At 34.8% G+C, this 22,279-nt stretch carries 22 protein-coding genes, 1 tRNA gene and 2 pseudogenes; 10 read left to right on the top strand and 15 right to left on the bottom strand.

The annotated features are described in order from the left end of the window. Nucleotides 1–115: 115 nt before the first annotated feature. From HF197_RS04955 to HF197_RS04925, 7 genes are all read right to left on the bottom strand, one after another. Nucleotides 116–493 carry a holo-[acyl-carrier-protein] synthase gene (locus HF197_RS04955; RefSeq protein ID WP_168464482.1) on the bottom strand — a complete coding sequence of 126 codons (378 nt, stop codon included), beginning with the start codon at nucleotides 491–493 and terminating at the stop codon, nucleotides 116–118. Then, nucleotides 490–1,767 carry a proline--tRNA ligase gene (proS, locus tag HF197_RS04950; RefSeq protein ID WP_168464481.1) on the bottom strand — a complete coding sequence of 426 codons (1,278 nt, stop codon included), beginning with the start codon at nucleotides 1,765–1,767 and terminating at the stop codon, nucleotides 490–492. The genes HF197_RS04955 and proS overlap by 4 nt, the downstream gene beginning before the upstream one ends. Nucleotides 1,768–1,905: 138 nt before the next feature. After that, nucleotides 1,906–2,424: a hypothetical protein gene (locus tag HF197_RS04945; RefSeq protein WP_246168628.1), complete on the bottom strand. Its 519-nt coding sequence runs from the start codon at nucleotides 2,422–2,424 to the stop codon at nucleotides 1,906–1,908. Nucleotides 2,425–2,682: 258 nt separating this feature from the next. Next, nucleotides 2,683–2,757: transfer RNA gene (locus HF197_RS04940), tRNA-Gln, on the bottom strand. Then, complete coding sequence (gene cutA, locus HF197_RS04935) at nucleotides 2,748–3,083, bottom strand: divalent-cation tolerance protein CutA (RefSeq protein WP_168464906.1); 336 nt, start codon at nucleotides 3,081–3,083, stop codon at nucleotides 2,748–2,750. Before cutA ends, HF197_RS04940 begins: the two co-directional genes overlap by 10 nt. 41 nt (nucleotides 3,084–3,124) lie before the next feature. Beyond that, complete coding sequence (ruvC, locus tag HF197_RS04930) at nucleotides 3,125–3,625, bottom strand: crossover junction endodeoxyribonuclease RuvC (protein ID WP_168464479.1); 501 nt, start codon at nucleotides 3,623–3,625, stop codon at nucleotides 3,125–3,127. Then, nucleotides 3,618–4,424 carry a cytochrome c oxidase subunit 3 gene (locus HF197_RS04925; RefSeq protein WP_168464478.1) on the bottom strand — a complete coding sequence of 269 codons (807 nt, stop codon included), beginning with the start codon at nucleotides 4,422–4,424 and terminating at the stop codon, nucleotides 3,618–3,620. Before HF197_RS04925 ends, ruvC begins: the two co-directional genes overlap by 8 nt. Nucleotides 4,425–4,582: 158 nt before the next feature. Here HF197_RS04925 and HF197_RS04920 point away from each other — a divergent pair, with 158 nt between their 5' ends. The 8 genes from HF197_RS04920 (at nucleotide 4,583) to infC (ending at nucleotide 12,252) form a co-directional block, all read left to right on the top strand. Further along, the gene (locus HF197_RS04920) at nucleotides 4,583–5,110 is read left to right on the top strand and encodes a c-type cytochrome (RefSeq protein ID WP_168464477.1); all 528 of its coding nucleotides are present in this window, start codon (nucleotides 4,583–4,585) and stop codon (nucleotides 5,108–5,110) included. After that, nucleotides 5,110–5,844, top strand: a complete 735-nt coding sequence (locus HF197_RS04915) for an alpha/beta hydrolase (protein ID WP_168464476.1) — start codon at nucleotides 5,110–5,112, stop codon at nucleotides 5,842–5,844. Before HF197_RS04920 ends, HF197_RS04915 begins: the two co-directional genes overlap by 1 nt. A gap of 158 nt (nucleotides 5,845–6,002) precedes the next feature. Then, nucleotides 6,003–7,007 (top strand): hypothetical protein, encoded by a 1,005-nt coding sequence (locus HF197_RS04910; protein ID WP_168464475.1) that lies wholly within the window; start codon nucleotides 6,003–6,005, stop codon nucleotides 7,005–7,007. Nucleotides 7,008–7,075: 68 nt separating this feature from the next. After that, on the top strand, nucleotides 7,076–8,032 hold the full coding sequence (locus HF197_RS04905; RefSeq protein WP_168464285.1) for an IS5 family transposase: 957 nt from the start codon (nucleotides 7,076–7,078) through the stop codon (nucleotides 8,030–8,032). A gap of 707 nt (nucleotides 8,033–8,739) precedes the next feature. Further along, nucleotides 8,740–9,252: a DNA-3-methyladenine glycosylase gene (locus HF197_RS04900; RefSeq protein WP_168464905.1), complete on the top strand. Its 513-nt coding sequence runs from the start codon at nucleotides 8,740–8,742 to the stop codon at nucleotides 9,250–9,252. Nucleotides 9,253–9,327: 75 nt separating this feature from the next. After that, on the top strand, nucleotides 9,328–9,810 hold the full coding sequence (nuoI, locus tag HF197_RS04895) for an NADH-quinone oxidoreductase subunit NuoI (RefSeq protein ID WP_168464474.1): 483 nt from the start codon (nucleotides 9,328–9,330) through the stop codon (nucleotides 9,808–9,810). A gap of 9 nt (nucleotides 9,811–9,819) precedes the next feature. Beyond that, nucleotides 9,820–11,721: a threonine--tRNA ligase gene (thrS, locus tag HF197_RS04890; protein WP_168464904.1), complete on the top strand. Its 1,902-nt coding sequence runs from the start codon at nucleotides 9,820–9,822 to the stop codon at nucleotides 11,719–11,721. 12 nt (nucleotides 11,722–11,733) lie between these two features. Beyond that, nucleotides 11,734–12,252: a translation initiation factor IF-3 gene (gene infC / locus HF197_RS04885; RefSeq protein WP_168464473.1), complete on the top strand. Its 519-nt coding sequence runs from the start codon at nucleotides 11,734–11,736 to the stop codon at nucleotides 12,250–12,252. Nucleotides 12,253–12,311: 59 nt separating this feature from the next. On the opposite strand, the pseudogene tnpC (HF197_RS04880) reads toward infC, so the two are convergent. From tnpC (HF197_RS04880) to hemB, 3 genes and pseudogenes are all read right to left on the bottom strand, one after another. Next, nucleotides 12,312–13,672, bottom strand: a pseudogene (gene tnpC / locus HF197_RS04880) (IS66 family transposase). Nucleotides 13,673–13,750: 78 nt separating this feature from the next. Further along, nucleotides 13,751–15,111 (bottom strand): annotated as a pseudogene (gene tnpC / locus HF197_RS04875) (IS66 family transposase). A 78-nt stretch (nucleotides 15,112–15,189) separates the two neighbouring features. Beyond that, nucleotides 15,190–16,182 (bottom strand): porphobilinogen synthase, encoded by a 993-nt coding sequence (hemB, locus tag HF197_RS04870; RefSeq protein WP_168464472.1) that lies wholly within the window; start codon nucleotides 16,180–16,182, stop codon nucleotides 15,190–15,192. Between the two features lie 220 nt (nucleotides 16,183–16,402). Here hemB and HF197_RS04865 point away from each other — a divergent pair, with 220 nt between their 5' ends. Continuing rightward, entirely contained in the window at nucleotides 16,403–17,176 is a 774-nt protein-coding gene (locus tag HF197_RS04865) for a tetratricopeptide repeat protein (protein ID WP_168464903.1), read from the top strand. Here HF197_RS04865 and HF197_RS04860 read toward each other — a convergent pair. From HF197_RS04860 to HF197_RS04845, 4 genes are all read right to left on the bottom strand, one after another. Next, the gene (locus tag HF197_RS04860; protein ID WP_168464471.1) at nucleotides 17,152–18,624 is read right to left on the bottom strand and encodes a hypothetical protein; all 1,473 of its coding nucleotides are present in this window, start codon (nucleotides 18,622–18,624) and stop codon (nucleotides 17,152–17,154) included. The genes HF197_RS04865 and HF197_RS04860 overlap by 25 nt on opposite strands. 155 nt (nucleotides 18,625–18,779) lie before the next feature. Further along, nucleotides 18,780–19,667: an RluA family pseudouridine synthase gene (locus HF197_RS04855; RefSeq protein WP_168464470.1), complete on the bottom strand. Its 888-nt coding sequence runs from the start codon at nucleotides 19,665–19,667 to the stop codon at nucleotides 18,780–18,782. A gap of 2 nt (nucleotides 19,668–19,669) precedes the next feature. Beyond that, nucleotides 19,670–19,984 carry a hypothetical protein gene (locus HF197_RS04850; protein WP_168464469.1) on the bottom strand — a complete coding sequence of 105 codons (315 nt, stop codon included), beginning with the start codon at nucleotides 19,982–19,984 and terminating at the stop codon, nucleotides 19,670–19,672. Then, nucleotides 19,977–20,600 carry a hypothetical protein gene (locus HF197_RS04845; RefSeq protein ID WP_168464468.1) on the bottom strand — a complete coding sequence of 208 codons (624 nt, stop codon included), beginning with the start codon at nucleotides 20,598–20,600 and terminating at the stop codon, nucleotides 19,977–19,979. The genes HF197_RS04850 and HF197_RS04845 overlap by 8 nt, the downstream gene beginning before the upstream one ends. Before the next feature lie 74 nt (nucleotides 20,601–20,674). Between HF197_RS04845 and HF197_RS04840 the strand changes: the two genes are divergently transcribed. Next, complete coding sequence (locus HF197_RS04840) at nucleotides 20,675–21,631, top strand: IS5 family transposase (RefSeq protein WP_168463866.1); 957 nt, start codon at nucleotides 20,675–20,677, stop codon at nucleotides 21,629–21,631. Nucleotides 21,632–21,636: 5 nt separating this feature from the next. Here the strand turns inward: HF197_RS04840 and HF197_RS04835 are convergent, their stop codons facing one another. Continuing rightward, nucleotides 21,637–22,218, bottom strand: a complete 582-nt coding sequence (locus tag HF197_RS04835; protein ID WP_168464467.1) for a hypothetical protein — start codon at nucleotides 22,216–22,218, stop codon at nucleotides 21,637–21,639. Nucleotides 22,219–22,279 lie beyond the last annotated feature (61 nt).

The following is a 22,279-nucleotide window of genomic DNA, read 5'->3' as shown; positions in this document are numbered from 1 at the left end:
AAAATTAAAGGTCTATTTGTTGGGGCTACGCAATGTGGATAACCCACTTACTTCTTTCATTCCCATGTTTGTCTCTGATTGTTCAGTATCTAATATTTTCGAAAGTACTATATATTTATGTATAAACATAGATTATAACAAAAGCGATAGCATAATCTTCATCATCGCTGAGAGAAAGATGAATTATATAGTGTTTAGAAATAAGATCTTTACTTATGGTAATGTATGGCTTTCCTTTCGCATCACTATGTATTGCTATATCCTTCATCACAATGCCCTCGCTGAACCCAGTACCTAGTGCTTTAACGAAAGCTTCTTTCGCAGCAAAACGTTTAGCAAAATATCTAGCTTGCATTTCTTGACTACTGTACTTCTTGCTTATTTCTATCTCTTGCTCAGTATAGATTTTTTTGAGGAATTTTTCCCCGTATTTTTGTAGTATCTTTGATATCCGCGATATATATACTATATCAGTGCCAATTCCGTATATCATCCTATACTAAAGCGGTTTATTGCTTCTTCGATTTGCATTTCTTCTACCTTTCCTGTTGCCCTATTTTTGACTTCCACTATACCTTCATTTGCTGATTTTTTCCCAACGATAATTTGCCATGGTAGACCGATTAAATCCATCCTGGCGAATTTCACTCCTACGCTTTCTTCTGCATCGTCGTACAGTATTTCATCACTTTCTAAAGCATTATATATTTTATTTGCAATTTCCACACATTCAGCTGCTCTTGTCTGTAAATTAATCAAGCCAATTTTGAAAGGGGCTATATTCTCTGGCCAAATAATTCCCTTATCATCATGAAAAGCTTCTATAATTGCACCAACTAACCTTGAAACTCCAATGCCGTACGATCCCATATGCATATCAACACTTTTTCCATCTTGTGATGCCACTTTTGCATTCATTGGTTTTGAATATTTATCACCAAAGTAAAAAATATGCCCTATTTCAATACCCTTGCTAGTGCTTAACTGCCCTTCCGATATAGGACAAGTGTTAGAGTCATGCATGTCATCTGCAACAGCGTATATATTCTTCAAGCTTTCAATATCTTCACTTTCCAGTAGCTCAGAAAACTTATTATCATAGTATAAAGTACTTTCTCCAGTGCTTGCCAATATGTGGAATTCATGGCTTAAATTTCCCCCGATTGGTCCGGTATCTGCTCTTACTCCAATTGGAGTTAGTCCCATACGCTTGAATATTTTTATATAAGTTTTATACATCAAATCATATGAATTGATTGCACTTTCGTAATCCAAATCAAAACTATATGCATCCTTCATTAGAAATTCACGGCCTCTCATAACACCAAAACGCGGCCTGATTTCATCACGAAATTTCCATTGAATTTGGTACAGATAAAGTGGCAGATCCTTGTAGCTTTTAACTACATCTCTAATTAAATCAGTTGCCACTTCCTCATGCGTTGGACCAAATAGCATGTCATTTTTATGCCTATCATTGATACGCAGCATTTCCTCACCATAATCATCATAACGTCCTGACTCCCGCCAAAGATCCGCTGGCTGTATGCAAGGCATTAATGTTTCAACTGCTCCGGATTTATTCATTTCATCTCTAATAATGTTTTCAATATTCCTAATAACCTTAAGGCCAAGCGGTAACCACGTATAGATTCCAGATACCACCTGTTTTACTAAGCCTGCACGTAAAGAATATTGATGAGAAATAATTTGAGCATTAGCAGGTTTTTCTTTTAAAGTTGGCAAGTAATACTGTGATAAATGCATTGTAATTATTATCTCACATTAAATAATTTTAATATAATTGGGTATGCAGGCAAACTGTTTTAAAGATTGAACATAGATATCCATTAACCCCAACTATGCAAAGTATAGGGCTTTTTTTGGAAAGAGTCGACAAGAAACTTAGTGAGGCTTATCACTCTTGCCAAAAAAGATGGCATATAGCCTATTTTCTATAGCTCGATCTATTTGTATTAATTGTGGTCCAGATCCTATAATCTGAGTCATATCCTTCATTAATAAATGCTTTATTAAATCTACCTTTTGTTGTGCACTTTGCACCTTACCACCATAACCATTGTTGGTAAAGTAAACTTTTGGACTACTATTGCTTGATTCCCCACCTTTTCTTTTGCGTACAAACTGCATTATCTTATTTGCTAAAAAAGATTTCAAGTTCAAACTAAGTAGAAATTTGTAGAGAAGGTGTGGAGTAAAAAATGCTACTAAAATCCTGATAGAAATTCCATATCCTAGATCATTTCTGTTTTCATAATACCATTTTAAATATTGATATAGATGGTAAAACGCGCTGCTTAGAGAACTAGACTCCACAGCATACCAAAAACCGTGACTGAGAAGCATAAGTGTGATACTGGATGCATAAAAGTAAACTGTAAGGCGAAATACCTTGGCAACCATATCTTTCAAGCTGCTCAATATATAGTTAATTAATTTTAGTCTATAAAGAAACGATATCATTTTACTTTACCTCAATATAGCTAGCCTTGTCTTTATAAATAAAACCCGTTTTCAATAACGTTGTAGTACAAAAAGTTACAAAAGACTACAACTTTTGAAAATTGAGAAAGACACTGCCGATTTTAATAAGGTCAGCGAAAGTAAACAAGGGATTTTTTGTTAATTCACTTTTTAATCTATAGACAAGTTCAAAAAATTTGGCTGGGGTGGAAGGATTCGAACCTTCGCGTGGCGGTATCAAAAACCGCTGCCTTACCACTTGGCTACACCCCAATACTACTCACATTAATAACACTATTAACCCAGTTAGTAAAAGATTTATTTGCTTTTTCTATAGGTATTACTGCAATAACTGGCTGATCATAAGAATGCATTGCTTCAATTCTTTCTATAATTTTATCAATGTGACTATTGTTACTTTTCATAATTGCAACTACTTCGCAACTGCTATTAATTTTACCATTCCATAAGTATAAAGAGCTTACTTCAGGAAATATATTTACGCATGCAATTAATTTATCATCTAATAGCCTTTCAGATATGAATTTAGCCTCTTCAGTGCTTGAAAAAGTTGTGTAAATTAAATCTAAGCTACTCACTGTCAGCCAAATTTTCACTATACTTTGCTAGAACTTACTTATCAAGAAAAATTTAAATTATAAAGCCTACTTTTCATGTGTAAACCATGACAAATTGCTACAGCAAGAGCATCAGCAGTGTGATGGCACTTTACGTCAACATCTTTAACTATCTGCTTTACCATAAATATCATTTGATTCTTATCAGCATGACCATTTCCAGTAATGCTTTTCTTTATGTAATTTGCATCATACTCACTTATGGATAGCTTTGTTATTTTCGATACTAAAATTGCAATTCCTCTTGCGTACCCCAAAGTAAGTGAGGATTTTGGATTCTTGTTAACAAAAATTTTTTCTATAGCAGCTTCATCTGGAGAATGTAAAAAAATAACTTCTTTTAATTGTTCAAAAATTGTGTGTAAACGTTCACTTATTTCGAGCTTACTATCTGTTGATACAGTGCCACCACCTAAAAATTTGGTATTATTTTCTTCATTAAGATCAATAACAGCCCAACCAGTGTTACTTATTCCAGGGTCAAGACCTATTATTTTAACCACCACCTAGCCAGTAAACAAAGATGAATAAAAATATCCAGACAACATCCACAAAATGCCAGTACCAAGCAGCAAATTCAAAACATAAATGGTCTTGAGGAGTAAACTGATCTTTTCGCGCTCTAAACAAAGACACAGACAAAAATATTATTCCTATTATAACGTGTACACCGTGAAACCCAGTGATCATGTAAAAATTGGATGCGTAGATCCCGTCATGTAAAGAAAAGTTTGCTTCGTAATATTCTACTGCCTGGGTGAGTACAAAGAAAACACCGAGCAATATAGTGATAGAGAGCATTTTAATCATATTCTTCTTATCATTTTCAAATAAGGAGTGGTGTGCTGAGGTGATGGTTGTACCAGAGAGTAATAATATTAACGTATTCATGAACGGCAAGGACCAAGGATCTGGACCATTGGTTGGCCATTCAAATTTTTTTGTAGGAGAAAATGCTTCAAATAAAAAGACCGGATCAAGCCAGGCTTTAAAGAATGAGCAAAAGAATGCAATGAAAAATACAACTTCCGTGAGAATAAACAAGTACATTGCAAACTTGAGCCCATGTTTTACAATGGCTGTGTGGCATTTATCATAAATTGCTTCTCTTACCACATCTTTCCACCAATAAAATAGCACTCCAGATATCGCAGAAATTCCAAAAATCAAACCTGGTACACCAAAAATTTGTTTATGAAGTGTGCCAACTAGTCCAAGCGCGAGAATAAGAATTGCTGCTGATATAGCAATTGGCCAAGGGCTTGGATCCACTAAATGAAAATCGTGTTCTTTACCTTCCATATTATACTTAAAATGAATCAATTTACCTTAAGAATATAAAATAGCCTAAAGTTGTCAATATTCCTTAAAAACTTGATGAAATTTTAAGTAAATCTCTTTCAGTTGCTGTTTATAAAAATATTTGCATAATTGGTAATGTGAATTAATAACAACTAACTATGGAGCTCAATAAGATTGCAGCATCGATTTTACTTGCAGGATTAATGATTATGGTGGTTAGTAACGTAGTTGATATGCTTTACAGCCCAGAAAAATATAAGATTGAGCATAAGACAACAATTGCTACCGTTGAAAACGAATCGCAGCAGAAAATTGAACAAGTGGCGCTTGATATTGGAGCCTTAATGCAGAATGCCAATTTTGAAAAGGGTAAATCAGTAGCGAAAAAATGCATAGCTTGCCATACCTTTGAAAAAGGTGGGGCAAATAAAGTAGGACCAAATTTGTGGAATATAGTTGGCAATAATAAGGCACATCTTGGTAGCTCATTTAACTACTCAAAAGCAGTGCTTGAAAAAGGAGGAAAATGGGGATATGAAGAGCTATTTACCTTTTTAAAGAACCCAAAAGCCTATATAAAAGGTACACGTATGGCATTTGCAGGTATTTCAAATCCACAAGAAGTTGCAGACTTAGTTAGCTACTTGCGCTCAATGAGCGATAGCCCTGTTGCCTTGCCAAAATAATGACAGACTATCAAAAGTTATTTGATGAAGATAATAACTATATAGCATATCGAAAGCTGCAAGGAAAAAAAGTCTCTTTAGTTTTTTTGGGTGGTTTTTCATCCAATATGAATGGCACTAAAGCAACTGCTATTTATAAATTCTGCCAGGAAAATGACATAGCACTTGTATTGTTTGATTATTTTGGTCATGGCCATTCAAGTGGTAATTTTACTGATTATACGATAAGTGATTGGCAAAGAAATTGTACTAAAATTGTTAATGAGTTAACAAGTGGCAAGCAAATAATAATAGGCTCAAGTATGGGAGGTTGGTTAATGTTGCTAACTGCTCTGCATTTTCCAGAAAAAATCTCTGCATTGATTGGTATATCATCCGCTCCTGATTTCACTGAAAGTTTAGTATTTACAAGCAAACAAAGAGAAGAGTTAGATCACAAAGGGATAGTAGATATCACTTCTGAAAACTGTACATACAAAATAACTAAAAACTTAATTGATGATGGTAAAAAAAATCTACTTTTAAATAAAGAAGTAATAAATATAAACTGTCCTGTACGCTTGCTGCATAGCATTAATGACAAAGACGTACCTTATCAAACTTCGTTAAATTTAGCAGAAAAAATTACATCTGCCGATGTTGAAGTGCATTTAGTAAAGTCAGCAGAGCACAATATGTCTGACAACCGCTCATTAGAAATTTTATTCAAAACCATTAGAGAATTTTTGCCATAGGCCTTACAGCTAAGCTTTGTGAATATTGCTTTGCAGATAGCATTTTTTCAACCACTTCTTCAGGATTTGAAGAGGAGTTCTTGGCTAAGGCACAGTTGACTTTTTCATCAAATTATGTAATAATTAACTATATTGATTCTGAAATTAAAGAGTAAAACATGAGATATGAAAGCCTGAAACGAAAACGGCGACAGCTATTTGATAATTTAGTCAATACAATGGAAAGCAATGGTAATATTGCTAATGTACTAAAAAATCAAGAGAAAGAAGATGTAAAGGCAGTTCTCAAAGCTATTCAAAAGATAAAACTTCCAGGTGGTCAAGAATGCACTGGATCACTGATTGGAGGTGTTTTTAGTTTTGCTTCAGAGACAAGTAATACAAATCTTGTTAATTATATAAATGATATATTGAACGAAGCTGAAAAGGTAGGTATATTAGATGAAATTCTTACTTCTTATTGTTTGATTATAAAAGAAGATGGGATAACACATAATTTCACACCATTTGGAGCTGCTTTTAATTTTGCTTTAGAGACAGGTAATACTGAGCCTTTTGATGACATGTTGAAGAAAGCTAAAGATGCAGGAATATTAAACAAAGTTCTGACTACTTATTGTATAACTGTAGAAGGAAATGGGGTTACACATAATTACACACTGCTTGGAGCTGCTTTCCAATATGCTATAGAAAAGGGTGATACTAAGCTTGTTTGTGGTGTATTTGATGAAGCTGAAGATACAGGTGTGTTAAACGAAGTTCTTACCACTAAAACAAGCTTTGCATTTCAAAGTGGGAAAGTACATGAATTAAAGCCTCTTGGTATTGTGAGAACATCAAAAGGTAAACACTTTATTGAGGCAGGAGACCTTGAAAAAATTAAGCAAAAGATGCAGAAAGCTCTACCAATCTGGGATAGGGATCTAAGAGGAGGTGCCGTTGATCTTGGCACTGCAGGCGTTGTGTTGATAGTGTTTGGAGTTGCTACTGCCTCTTATCTAGCTATACCTTTGGAAGTAGCTTGTGGTGCAATTATTATAGGATTAGCATTATTAGCTATAGGAGTAGTAATAGCAAGCAAGATGGATTATGATGCAATCAGTAGTGAAAGGGCAGCAGAGTGTGATGCTTTTGGACGCAGGATGGCTTTGTTGCATAGCTAAAGTAAAAAGAACTGGGAGTTACTGACAAAATTCATTATAAACAGGCATTTAACCGACAAAGGAAAAATATGCCAGTCAAAATGAAAGTCAGTAACTGCTACGAATATAACAAATTTCTCCAAGAAAGAGGAAATATTTTTTATTACGTCAACGATGCCATAGAAAATTGGTACGAAAAAAGTCCCAAAATGGCCGGTGGCAACAATATTTATAGTGATAAAGTCGTAATTCTAATTCACATAATAACTTATTTGTTTAGAATAGGCCTAAGACAAACGGTGGGGTTTATAGCGGGATACCTTGAGCAAATAGGAAAAAATTTGCAAGTTATCAGCTATTCCCAGGCTTCCAGAAGATTCAAAAAGCTTAACTTAAAAATTAATGATCGAAGACATGATAAAAACAGTATGGAAAATATTGAGATCGCCATAGATAGCACTGGAATAAGCATCTACAATAATATTCCAGGCCATAGTAAGGCAAACGGTACAGATAGAAAGTACCGTGGCTATAAGCAAACAAGAAAATTGCATGTAATGCTGGAGATAGGTAGCAAAAAAGTCATAGCTGCAAAATACAGTAGTGGAGTTTATTCTGACCACTATGGAGCCTGTGATCTTATTGCAAGGGCTAATGCTAAATACAATATAAGCACACTATATGCAGACAGAGCATATAATCGAAAGAAGTTATATAAATTGTGCAATGAGCTTGGCATAAAGACAAAAATTCCTCTGCAAAACAATGCAGTGGAGCATCCAAAGCTGGATTATATGGCTGAGAGAAATTCTACAATCAAGTTCATAAAGTCATATGGTGAAGATGGTATGAAGAAGTGGAAAAAAGAGATAAATTATGGGAAGAGATCTTATATAGAAAGTTTTTTCTCGCGACTGAAGCAAACATTTGGGTTTAGTTTTAGGAACAAATCTGAGATTAACCGTGAGAAAGAAATGCTACTCAAGTGTTATTTGCTGAACAAATTTACTGAAATAGGCATGGCTAAATTTGAGATAGCTTCATGAATTTATTATGCATTGCCTCCTATCCAAAGAGCGATGCAACAAAGCCAGCTAGAATCCAGATTTTTTTAACTTGATCCTATAATCAAGTTATAGTATGACAAAGATGCTTTAGTATTAAAACATTTTTATTAATTTCATAACTATAACCACCCATTCTACTTCCTTTAAAAATATCATTACTAAAATACTTTATTATTAAAACACTTTTACTAGTTTTATAAGTATAATTACCCATTCTATTTTCTTTAAGAATATCATTATTAATATATAAATTTTATATAATATTCTTACTTTTATTAGCTCTTTAATCAAAATTATGACCAATTATATGAAAAACCAGTTATTTCCATTTTGGAAATAACTGCCCCTTAAATGGAAATACCTGCTTTTTAAAGATAATTACCACCTAAATAGTAGCGTTAAAATTGTAATTCGACGCTTATGGAACTTTTTAAAAATATCATTATTAATATGTAAATTTTATCTAATATTTTTAATTTTTGTCGATTTTTTAATAGAATTATGGGAAATTATATGAAAATCAGTTATTTCCAAAACGGAAATAACTGGTCTTTAAAAGTATATTGCCGCTAAATAATAGCGTTAAAGTTGTAATTTTGAGGTTTGTGGAAACCTTTGTATAATTGTGTGTTGTAATGACAACATTTTTTGCAATGTTCATACATGGAGTTTATGTAATAGGCCTAATGAATAACACGATACTATCGCGAAATTTCTATAATCGACCGACCTTAATTGTTGCTGGAGAATTGTTGGGGAAAATACTAAAATTTTCTAATTTTAGTGGAATCATCACTGAAGTTGAGGCCTATATAGGAGTGGATGATCCAGCTTGCCATGCAGCAAGAGGTTATACTCAGCGCACTTCAGTAATGTTTGGCATGCCAGGATTTTCATATGTATATTTTATATATGGCATGTATCATTGTTTAAACATTGTAACAGAGGTAGAAGGATTTCCAGCAGCAGTACTAATACGCGGGTTAAAGCTCATCAAACCATCTGAAGTGGATTTAGGCGGACCAGGAATATTGTGTAAAAAACTCAATATTACCAAAGAACATAATAAACGGGATATGACTATAAGTTATGAATTTTGTGTTTGCGATTATGGCTTAAAACCAGACTACATTTGCACTCCAAGAATAGGAATTAGCAAGGGTCAAGAAAAATTTTGGCGATTCAAAATCAATCAATAAACTCACTTGATTAAAAAAAGCTTTTGAAAACGTATAATGTAGCTTATAATCGCTGGTAAAAGTTTTAAATATTTTATGCTAAAGAAATTAGCTTGGTATTGGTCCTTTGTAGACTTAATTAAAGGATTTGCTATCACGCTGAAATATATGCTCAAGCCGAAAGTAACACTAAGGTATCCTATGGAAAAGAGGCCTTTAAGTCCAAGATTTCGCGGTGAACATGCGTTGCGCCGATATCCAAATGGCGAAGAGCGCTGCATAGCTTGTAAATTGTGTGAAGTTATCTGCCCTGCTCAGGCAATTGTTATTGAAGCGGAGGAAAGAGAAGATGGTAGTCGTCGTACCACGCGTTATGATATTGATATGACGAAGTGCATATATTGCGGGCTTTGCCAAGAATCATGTCCTGTTGATGCAATTGTTGAGGGGCCTAATTTTGAATTTTCTACTGAAACAAGAGAAGAATTAATGTACAATAAAGAAAAGCTTTTGCATAATGGTGAGATTTGGGAAGAAGCAATCGCACTCAGATTAAAGAAGAATAGACCCTATTATTAATCAGAATTGATGGTTAGAATCACCTTTTCAGCTGAGCAGAAAATAGAAGAATATACTGGTAGAGTTACTGGTTTTGATATATTGCAGCCAGATGTTATAAAAGAAACAGTTGCACTTAAAGTAAATGGAGAGTTATATGATCTCTCACGTGAAATTGAATCCGATACTGAAATAGAAGTTATAAACTTAAATAGTGATATGGGCCTTGATATAATAAGACACGATGCTGCCCACATTATGGCACAGGCAGTGAAAGAGCTATTTCCAAGTACTCAAATTACTATAGGTCCAACAATTCAAGATGGCTTTTACTACGACTTTGCTACAGATCGCACTTTTACAACCGACGATCTTACTGCAATAGAAAAGAAAATGAAGGAAATCATCAAAAGCAACTATAAATTCGTTCGAGAAGTATGGACTCGCAAGCAAGCAATTGATTTTTTTAATAGCATAGGTGAGAAATATAAAGTTGAGATTATCTCTTCTATACCAGAAAATGAAAACCTTACTGTCTATAGGCAGGGCGATTTTGTCGATTTATGTCGCGGTCCACATTCGCCATCAACTGGTAGGGTAAAAGCATTTAAACTGATGAAAGTTGCAGGAGCGTATTGGCGTGGCGATTCAAGTAGGCCTATGCTTCAGCGAATATACGGCACTGCGTGGAGAAATAAGGATGAACTCAATGCTTATCTCATACGATTAGAAGAAGCAGAAAAACGCGATCACAGAAAGATCGCAAAGGATATGGATTTGTTTCATATTCAAGATGAAGCAGTTGGGCAAATTTTTTGGCATGAGCAGGGATATACTTTATATAACGTTCTTGAATCTTATATAAGGAAAAAATTAACCAATAATGGCTATTTTGAAGTAAAGACTCCTATTTTAGTGAGTAAAGAGTTGTGGGAAAAATCAGGCCACTGGGATAAGTTTCGTGAGAATATGTTTATTGTTGATGAATCTGAAAGCAAAAAATTGGCAATAAAGCCGATGAATTGCCCTTGTCATGTACAGATTTTCAATTCTCACACTAGGAGCTATCGTGATTTACCCATACGTATGGCAGAATTTGGTACGTGCCATAGAAACGAAAGCTCAGGTTCTTTGCACGGGCTGATGCGAGTGCGTGGGTTTACGCAAGATGATGCACATATTTTTTGCATGGAAGAGCAAGTGAATTCTGAAACTGTGAAGTTTTGTGACCTTCTAAAAGAAGTATACTCAGAACTTGGGTTTAATGAAATCTCTGTAAAATTTTCAGATCGGCCAGAAGTAAGAGCAGGAATAGATGAGGTATGGGACAGAGCTGAAAAAGCACTGCTTGAAGCTGTTAAAGAAGCAGGTTTAAGCTATGAACTTAATCCTGGTGAAGGTGCGTTTTATGGTCCAAAGTTAGAATTTGTTTTGAAAGATGCAATAGGCAGAAGCTGGCAATGTGGAACGCTGCAGGTGGATTTCATTCTCCCAGAAAGGCTAGGAGCTTTTTATATAGGAGCAGACGGGCAAAAACATCATCCCGTAATGCTACACAGAGCAATTCTTGGCACTTTTGAGCGCTTTATTGGCATTTTAATAGAAAATTATGCAGGAAAGTTTCCGTTGTGGCTTGCTCCAACGCAACTTGCTGTTTTGACCATTACCAACGAAGCTGATGAATATGCTAAGGAAATTAGTAATACCCTAAAAGAGCAAGGTGTTAGGGTAAAAACTGATTTGACCAATGAAAAAATTAATTATAAGATACGCTTGCATAGCTTAAATAAGGTGCCTATATTATGGATTATAGGCAAGAATGAGGTTACAAATAAAACTGTATCAGTTAGAAGTTTGGGATCAGAAAAGCAAGAATCTTTTTCTTTTGAAAAAGCTGCTCAATTGCTATTAGAAAATATTAATTTAAATTAGAGGAATAAAAATTTGCAAATAAAAAAGAACAACAAAAATAGAATTAATGAATCAATCACAGCTGCTGAAGTACGTTTAGTTGATCATACTGGTCAGATGATTGGCATCGTATCGATAGAAAAGGCTTTAATGTCTGCACAGAGTGTTGGTTTAGATTTGGTAGAAATTGCACCTGATTCAACTCCTCCGGTGTGTAAAATCCTTGATTACAGCAAACAAAAATATGATGCAAAAAAGAAAGCAAGTGAAGTAAAAAAGAAACAGAGAACATTAACTATCAAAGAAATAAAATTAGGTCCGAATATTGGTGATCATGATTATGGAACAAAATTACGTCAAACAAGGGGTTTTCTTACTCATGGTCATAAAATAAAAGTCATAATGAGATTTAAAGGCAGAGAACTCATAAATACTGACGTTGGACTAGAAAAATTAGAACGACTAATTAGAGATACTGAAGATATTGCAAAGGTAGAACTAGCACCTAAAAGAGAAGGCAACCAATACTTTTTATCCTTAGTTGCTAAATAGCTTAAAACGTATCCATTCAGGTGTATGGCTTAAGAAGCGTATCCATTCAGGTGTATGGCTTAAGAAGCAATAGCCAGTAGGTTTTGAAAAGGATTTAACTTCTTTTGCCTCCAAGTCAAGTACAATGAAATTATCCTCTCAAGAAACATATTTCCCCGTTTCGATTGTGTAAAATATGAAACTTTTCGGTAAACAACGTAATGCCGAATCTGTCGCTCAGCATAGTTGTTTGTCAGTGGAATATTTTCTGGATCGTCCAAAAATTTCCACATCATCAGATCCGATTTCATGATATTTTTTGCTACTCGAGACGCTCCAATTGCCTCGGGTAAATTTGATATATTCTTTAAGTAATATCTTGTTCGCTTGCGTAATTTTCTTGCTCTTCTTATGAACCTTAATGTGTCTATTTCATCCTTTAACAGAGCTTTTTTCAATGCAAATAATTCAGTAGCAACATTCCTTAAATAATACCCCAAAACTTTCACTTCGCTATTCCAACTATGAGACAACCTTTCAAAATCTCTTGCTAAATGTGCCCAACAGACCTGCCTTTTCTTGCTGGAAAAGTAGTTGTAAGCTGCATATCTGTCGGTCACTACTAGGTTGTTATTCTTTCCAAATTTACTATTTTCCAGGACTTTCATCCCTCTTGACTCTGTCAATTTGATCACACTTCCTATTTTGCTCGCAAACATCCAGCACCAGCCCTGTTTACCTTTGTTGTAATGGCTAGTTTCATCGATATGTAAAATTTTGCTCTTGCTTACCTCTTCCTCAATTTGCTCATATGCTTCTTGGCATTTTTCTGCCACTCTAGCCTCGCTATTTGATACACTACCGACGCTGATATCCAGGTTGAAAATGTCCTTTATAATATTTGCCACTTCTTTTTTCGAATTCTTGTAAAATCCACTTAATGCTGTAATTACTGACTTAACTCTTGGACCAAATGTGTCCGCAGTTACTCCTTCTTGTAGCTTGCTACTTTTTCTTTTTCCACATCTTTTGCAACGTCCATGCTCTAGTTGATATTCAACTACATACGGCTTGATTTCCGGCAAATCGACCTTTTGATGAGTATACGGATCTTTTGATACCGCAATTTCTCCTCCGCACTCACACGTATTGGGCAGTTCTATTTTTACCATCTCATCTGCCTCCATTTTAGGGCGGTAACTGCCTTTATGTCCAACCTGTGCTCCTACTTTCCTGTCACTTTTTGGCTTATTTTCCCTCATCTTATATAATTCTTTGGAGCTTGGTATAGATGAATTTTTTGAATTTAAGCCAAGCCTTTCTTTTAACTCAGCGTTTTCGATCCTTAGCGCTTTATTTTCTGCTTTAAGCTCTTCTATTTTTGTTTCTAACTTTTCTATAGTCTGCTTAAACTTTTGCAAAATTCTAAAAGATCAACCATATTACCTCACAGCCACTCTAGTTTACCTTTTTAGCATTCCTTGTCTACTCTTTATTTTACCGCCCGGCTGAATGGATACTAAGAAGCAATAGCCAGTAGGTTTTGAAAAGGATTTAACTTCTTTTGCCTCCAAGTCAAGTACAATGAAATTATCCTCTCAAGAAACATATTTCCCCGTTTCGATTGTGTAAAATATGAAACTTTTCGGTAAACAACGTAATGCCGAATCTGTCGCTCAGCATAGTTGTTTGTCAGTGGAATATTTTCTGGATCGTCCAAAAATTTCCACATCATCAGATCCGATTTCATGATATTTTTTGCTACTCGAGACGCTCCAATTGCCTCAGGTAAATTTGATATATTCTTTAAGTAATATCTCGTTCGCTTGCGTAATTTTCTTGCTCTTCTTATGAACCTTAATGTGTCTATTTCATCCTTTAACAGAGCTTTTTTCAATGCAAATAATTCAGTAGCAACATTCCTTAAATAATACCCCAAAACTTTCACTTCGCTATTCCAACTATGAGACAACCTTTCAAAATCTCTTGCTAAATGTGCCCAACAGACCTGCCTTTTCTTGCTGGAAAAGTAGTTGTAAGCTGCATATCTGTCGGTCACTACTAGGTTGTTATTCTTTCCAAATTTACTATTTTCCAGGACTTTCATCCCTCTTGACTCTGTCAATTTGATCACACTTCCTATTTTGCTCGCAAACATCCAGCACCAGCCCTGTTTACCTTTGTTGTAATGGCTAGTTTCATCGATATGTAAAATTTTGCTCTTGCTTACCTCTTCCTCAATTTGCTCATATGCTTCTTGGCATTTTTCTGCCACTCTAGCCTCGCTATTTGATACACTACCGACGCTGATATCCAGGTTGAAAATGTCCTTTATAATATTTGCCACTTCTTTTTTCGAATTCTTGTAAAATCCACTTAATGCTGCAATTACTGACTTAACTCTTGGACCAAATGTGTCCGCAGTTACTCCTTCTTGTAGCTTGCTACTTTTTCTTTTTCCACATCTTTTGCAACGTCCATGCTCTAGTTGATATTCAACTACATACGGCTTGATTTCCGGCAAATCGACCTTTTGATGAGTATACGGATCTTTTGATACCGCAATTTCTCCTCCGCACTCACACGTATTGGGCAGTTCTATTTTTACCATCTCATCTGCCTCCATTTTAGGGCGGTAACTGCCTTTATGTCCAACCTGTGCTCCTACTTTCCTGTCACTTTTTGGCTTATTTTCCCTCATCTTATATAATTCTTTGGAGCTTGGTATAGATGAATTTTTTGAATTTAAGCCAAGCCTTTCTTTTAACTCAGCGTTTTCGATCCTTAGCGCTTTATTTTCTGCTTTAAGCTCTTCTATTTTTGTTTCTAACTTTTCTATAGTCTGCTTAAACTTTCGCAAAATTCTAAAAGATCAACTATATTACCTCACAGCCACTCTAGTTTACCTTTTTAGCATTCCTTGCCTACTCTTTATTTTACCGCCCGGCTGAATGGATACTATACACAAGCCATGTTTCTCGCAACATCAAGTGCAGCATAGGTAAATATTGCACTTGTACCTGCACGCTTAAAGCTAATTAAAGACTCATAAATTACTTTATTATAATTAAGCCATCCATTATTTGCCGCAGCTTTTATCATTGCATACTCACCACTTACTTGGTAAGCAAAAATCGGAAAATTAAAATTCTCACTTGCAGTTTTTATCACATCCAAATACGGCATGCCAGGTTTTATCATAATAAAGTCAGCACCTTCATTTATATCCATTTCAATTTCACAAATTGCTTCATGTATGTTTCCATAATCCATTTGATAGCCACTCTTATCAATAGAACTTGACGGCCCACATGAGCCAACAACTTGCCTAAACGGAGCATAAAAGTGAGAGCAATATTTTACCGCATAAGACAATATTGATACATTTTGAAAGTCATTATTATCCAACACCTTTCTAATCGCTCCTATTCTTCCATCCATCATATCAGAAGGAGCGACAATATTGCACCCCGCTTTTGCCAGAACAAGCGCTTGCTTACACAATAATAATACAGTTTCATCATTACTTACTTGGCTATTTTTTAAAATGCCATCATGACCATGGGTAGTATATGGATCAAGTGCAACATCCGCAATAACACCAATTTCAGGTACTTTCGATTTTATAGCACAAATTGCCCTGCAGATTAAGTTTTCAGAGTTATAAGCTTCCTCAGCATTTTCAGATTTTAATTTGCTATCCACTACAGGAAAAATCGCAACAGCATTAATACCTAAATCTTTAGCTTCTTTAACTATAGATATCAATCCATCCATTGAATAGCACTTAACATCCGGTAATCCAGAAATAGGCACAGTAGTTTTTTTTTGGTCATGAACAAACAAAGGAAAAATCAAGTCATTTACTGACAAAGTATTTTCACTTGTCAGGTTACGAATCCATTCACTTGAACGCCTACGCCTTAATCTGGTATTTGGGAAATTAAACACTTTACCTCTTATAAAATCATTCTAGATAATATTTTAACTCTTTTCTTCAAAATTTGAAGAGGATTTAAGATGTTTTGTTAGAATAGATATAGAACTTAGCAGCAAGGCTTCAGCATAACCGCTTCATTGGCCGTTTAGTGTTGTCTATTAGCTTATTTCTACAGAAGCAACATTAATAATATCTTTACCATTATACGCTATAGGTAGTTGGCACTCTTAGATTTTTACCGTGTTATTAATTTGTATTATAATTTTATTAAACTTTTCTTCTCTTTATGCTTTAGAAATACAGGAAACTTTTGATAGCGTTGCCAAGAATACAAAAACTGACAAAAAATATGTCAAACCTGATGTTCTTGAAAAGAAAAGTGACAAATTTAACATCAGAATCACACAAAACTCTGTTAACATATATTCTACTTTAAAAAAGGCACAAGATTCTATTGAGTCAGGTAATAGAACAGAAGCTATCTCTCTTCTTAATCAGGTTACTGCGAAATTTCCTTACCATAAAAATGCCTTGATTGGATTGGGAAACATTTATTATGCTAATAAAGAATATGAAAGAGCCACAAAGATATATCAAAGATTGTTAAAAGAATATCCTAACCATCCTTACATATTAGAGAATTTCCTCACAATCGTTTCACATTATGATCCTAACCTAGCATTAAGTGAAATGTTAAAGTTACTTGAGACACATAAGCATTACGCTCCTTTGCTTGCTAACCTAGGTTTGCTTTATATGGACAAAAAAGACTTTGCGAAAGCTAAAGAATATATGATAACTGCTGTCTCTCTTAACCAAAGTAACGTTTTTTATACTTATAACTTAGCGGTTATTTTAGACAATTTATCTGATTTTAAGAATGCTGCAACTTTCTATGAGAAATCATTGAGCATGTCAAAAAATGAAAGTACAATAATACCTACACATAAAGTAGCAGCAAGATTAAAATTTATAAAACTTCAGACAGCAGCAAACCTTACATGATTCGCTACAAATTCTTTTACTTTTTCAAGGTAAGTAGGTGGTTCTTCAGAAATATTGATTTCATCTATTTTGGCATATATTGCTGCATCAATAACTGCATCTGTTATTAACTCTTTTAGCTTTTGTTTTATTTCACCTCGTTTGATATGTTCTCCATAATCATTGTAAAATTTTACGTAGAGCTCTCTAAATACAAACTCTTTTATAGCATTTCTTGTATAAGAAACTCCATCCCTTATCTCGTCACTTGCGTTGCTTAAATCCACTCCAGAATTTAGTGAGTATAAATCATCAAAATTTTCTTTTAAGATTTTTATCTTCTGATAGTGCTTACATATATATCTTTCAAGAAATCTTTTAGTAGAATTGCCAGCTAGCTCTCCTATCATTTGAGGCTCCAGCTGAGCTACAAAATTATTCCTTGCTTCAAGGCCGCTTAATGCATAAATAATACGATTTAGCATACCAGGTCCGCATTGGCGGTTACTTTCCTCAAAACGCACTAATAGTATGGATTTCAGCAATTCTCTATCTGCACCTTGCTCTCTTGCTGCAATCAAAACTAAATTTATCGCTTGTGTTAGTGTTAAGCCAGTTTTAGAATCCATCCAATTTACCCATGGTCCTTCTCTATAGCCATCCAATTTTAAATAAGGTGCTATCATCGATTTTTGCTGGTTTGTTAGCCCACTTATGAAATCTTTAAACTCTCGATCTAGCTCATTAAACTCTTGACCTAGCTCATTAAACTCTTGACCTAGCTCATTTAATTGATTTCTATATTTTATCTTTAACTCTCTAGCACATCTAACAATACTTTCTTCAAAACTTCTGGTATGAACGTTTTGACTACCAGTTCCTACATCACTTACATTAAATAAAAAACTAAGCTGATGAACATTTAAGCCTAAAGGTGAGAAGAGTTTTATTAATGGGTACTTTATTAATTCAAGTATTATTACTGGTATTAATAATATAACATTTATCAATAGAGGCAATATTGCTGCCCTTACATCGCCTCTTGCAAACCCAGCAGTCACAAACTGTATTTTGGATGAGCACCATAATAATGGTGATTGAATATAATATATTAAAGATATATGAAAAAATAAGATTTTGTCTTTTATCCTGACCGTTGGATCGTTATACACCTCAGAGAAACTATTATTGTTATTATTTTTAAAGGACTCGTAATTACTTGTGATTCTGTCCGTAAGAGCAGAACAGAGAATATGTATACCAAGGCCTACAGGTAAAGCAGCAAGAAGAACTGCAAGCAATCCAAAAAAAGCTAGAGCTTCACTTGAAGTTTTAGCAAGAAGGTATTCATATAACATATCCACAATGACATCAAGTAGATAAAAAGATAAAAAGATCGCTGCAAGAGCAGCACAGATTAATGCAACATACGCACAAATAACTAGGAATTTTTTTAATTTTGGATTCATAGGCCTCACACCACAATATACATGCTATTATAAACATGCATTAAGGAAATGCAAGTTTTTATACTAAAGGTATGACGCGATCATTGATTTCTTATGTGAATTGTATTTGCTTTAGCTGCAGTTAACTAAAGGAGATGAATACTGTACATTTTTCTTTAAAAGTTTTCGAATTCATTCATTAAAGTTTTTATATCTTGTGGCAAATCGGAGTTAAACTCCATGTATTCTTTAGTTTTCGGATGATACAACCCTAGCTTATAAGCATGCAATGCTTGCCTGCTAAAATTACAAATAAAGTTAGAATTTTTAGTATATTTTGTACTTTTGCTACTATTTTTTCCATAGACTTGATCACCGACTATAGAATGTCCAATATGACTCATGTGCACTCTAATTTGGTGTGTCCTTCCCGTCTCTAAAATGCATTTTACTAAACTTGTCTTTCCTATAATTTTTTGCACTAAGTAGTGAGTAATTGCTAATTTACCTATAGTTTTTGTTATGCACATCATCTCTCTATTGCCACGTTTTGGAGCAATATTAGTTTTTATTGTTCCATGTTGAGAGGACAATACTCCCCACACTACTGCTAAATATTCCCGCTTTATTTGACGATTTGATAATGATTCAGACAAAAAGCTATGTGCTCCTTCATTTTTTGCAATTGCCATCAGTCCACTGGTGTCTTTATCAAGCCTATGGACAATTCCAGACTTATAGCCAAGATGTGCAACCAGCGCATGGAAAAGTGTATCACTATTTGTGCCAGCACCAGGGTGGACAGTAAGCCCACTCTGCTTATTTAGCACTATGATATCCTCATCTTCATGCATGATGTCAAGTTTGATATCATAATTAGGTCGAATGGAAATAGGCTCATTATTAGAAACAATACCAACCGCATACTCCTCATCTGGCTTTACTAAGTGATCATTATCAGTGATGGGTACCTCAAGCAATTTCACTTGCCCATTTTTTATCAACCTCTGAGCCCTGCTGCGTGATATGCTGCACTTTTCAGCTATATAGGTATCTAACCTCAACTTTACCCTGCACTACGAGTTGGTTGTCTATTAACCTTTTCAAGTACTTTATTTAAGTGTTCATTTTCAAAATTAATTTTTGTACCCGGTGGAATTTGAGAATTACGAGGATGATCCTGTTTCTCAATATCACAGGTTGTCAGTGAACTATTTCGCCAATGAATTCCTGCTTTACAAGAAAAATCATGTAATGTAAGATCAACCTTGTCTATCCCTCCTTGCTCATTCCTTATTTCTCCTGAAAACTTAATAGAATCTAACTCGCCATAAATAAACTCTTTTGCTGGACCGTTGATTATCTTTCTCCGTTCATCCATTTCTTCTTGTTGAAAAGGCCTCTCTCAATTTTGCATTTTCTTTCTCTAGCTTTTTTGTCTTTTCATCTGATTTTAATAGATTATTTTCTACTCTTGCTCTTCTTTCTAGCTTTTTTTGAATACGAAGCTGTTCCTCAAGAGTGCTAGTTTCAGAATCTAAACTATTTGTTGACTGCATCCCATTGCTACTCAGGTCTTCTACAGAACCTAAACCGCTGTTAGTATCGGTTGGTTGGTGACCATTATCTGAAAACCAAGTATTCCAAGCAGCACGCTTTAAAGCTCCGAGGGAAACTCTCTGACAAGCACTCTGAAATGCAATACACCACGTAGATGGATTGAATTTATTTGCAGTATCTTTTAGTGTATCTGCAGCAGAATTAACATGTTCAGATGTATCTACAACTGCATCTACACCAACACCAACCTGATCAGCAACTGCTCTGCTATTGTCACTTACCGCATTTAATGTGTCATAGAGCTTTGAAGGTAATCTAGATAGATCATTCTTCTCCTCACTTGTCGCTTTCCTTGGCATCACTGCAACAACAGCAGGCTCTCTCCATGGGAGTACATCTAAAGCACCAAATTTTGGAACAGAATGGCTTTGTTGCATAGCTAAAGTAAAAAGAACTGGGAGTTACTGACGAAATTCATTATAAACAGGCATTTAACCGACAAAGGAAAAATATGCCAGTCAAAATGAAAGTCAGTAACTGCTACGAATATAACAAATTTCTCCAAGAAAGAGGAAATATTTTTTATTACGTCAACGATGCCATAGAAAATTGGTACGAAAAAAGTCCCAAAATGGCCGGTAGCAACAATATTTATAGTGATAAAGTCGTAATTCTAATTCACATAATAACTTATTTGTTTAGAATAGGCCTAAGACAAACGGTGGGGTTTATAGCGGGATACCTTGAGCAAATAGGGAAAAATTTGCAAGTTATCAGCTATTCCCAGGCTTCCAGAAGATTCAAAAAGCTTAACTTAAAAATTAATGATCGAAGACATGATAAAAACAGTATGGAAAATATTGAGATCGCCATAGATAGTACTGGAATAAGCATCTACAATAATATTCCAGGCCATAGTAAGGCAAACGGTACAGATAGAAAGTACCGTGGCTATAAGCAAACAAGAAAATTGCATGTAATGCTGGAGATAGGTAGCAAAAAAGTCATAGCTGCAAAATACAGTAGTGGAGTTTATTCTGACCACTATGGAGCCTGTGATCTTATTGCAAGGGCTAATGCTAAATACAATATAAGCACACTATATGCAGACAGAGCATATAATCGAAAGAAGTTATACAAATTGTGCAATGAGCTTGGCATAAAGACAAAAATTCCTCTGCAAAACAATGCAGTGGAGCATCCAAAGCTGGATTATATGGCTGAGAGAAATTCTACAATCAAGCTCATAAAGTCATATGGTGAAGATGGTATGAAGAAGTGGAAAAAAGAGATAAATTATGGGAAGAGATCTTATATAGAAAGTTTTTTCTCGCGACTGAAGCAAACATTTGGGTTTAGTTTTAGGAACAAATCTGAGATTAACCGTGAGAAAGAAATGCTACTCAAGTGTTATTTGCTGAACAAATTTACTGAAATAGGCATGGCTAAATTTGAGATAGCTTCATGAATTTATTATGCATTGCCTCCTATCCAAAGAGCGATGCAACAAAGCCGAACAGAATCGAGATCATTATCTATTGTATTACTTTTTAAGAGTTGGATTGCTCTGGCTACGCCAGCAAGCAAAATAATCGATGCCAATACAGCACCTAGAACTGGCAAGTTAAATGACTGCCCTATTACGAGAACAAGTACAACTCCAGTAGCAGTTAGAACAAACATGCCAAGCATTATCCTGATCGCATTTTCCTTCCTTTGATCATCTAATACTTCCTTTTGCTTCTTAGAAATTGGTATAGCTATTATAAATTTTCCTTTTTTATAACCTAAAGGGCTAAAATCTGGAATAATCTCTATTTTTACGGCTGTTCCGTCAATCTGACTTACTTCTTCTTCGCCACGTCCGTTTTTTTTGCCACCCCTGATTTCTCTGTCTAATTCAGCTTCTTTAATCCTTTCAGTAAAAAGATACCCAACAAAAGTATATTTTTTTATCCCACGCAACATTTTAGGAATATAACTAACAGTCTTACTTATTCCACTCATGTTATGATTTAGGTTTTCACTGAAAACATTGGTATCATTAGTATGCATGACTTACTCAAATCTTAATTAATTTAATTATATGTTAACAAGACTTTAAAATCAAGCTCTT

It is taken from the genome of Wolbachia endosymbiont of Ctenocephalides felis wCfeT, from assembly GCF_012277295.1.
In the GTDB taxonomy this organism is placed as follows: domain Bacteria; phylum Pseudomonadota; class Alphaproteobacteria; order Rickettsiales; family Anaplasmataceae; genus Wolbachia.
Note: the sequence above shows the minus strand (reverse complement) of the source record. Positions and strands in the feature narration are given on the sequence as shown.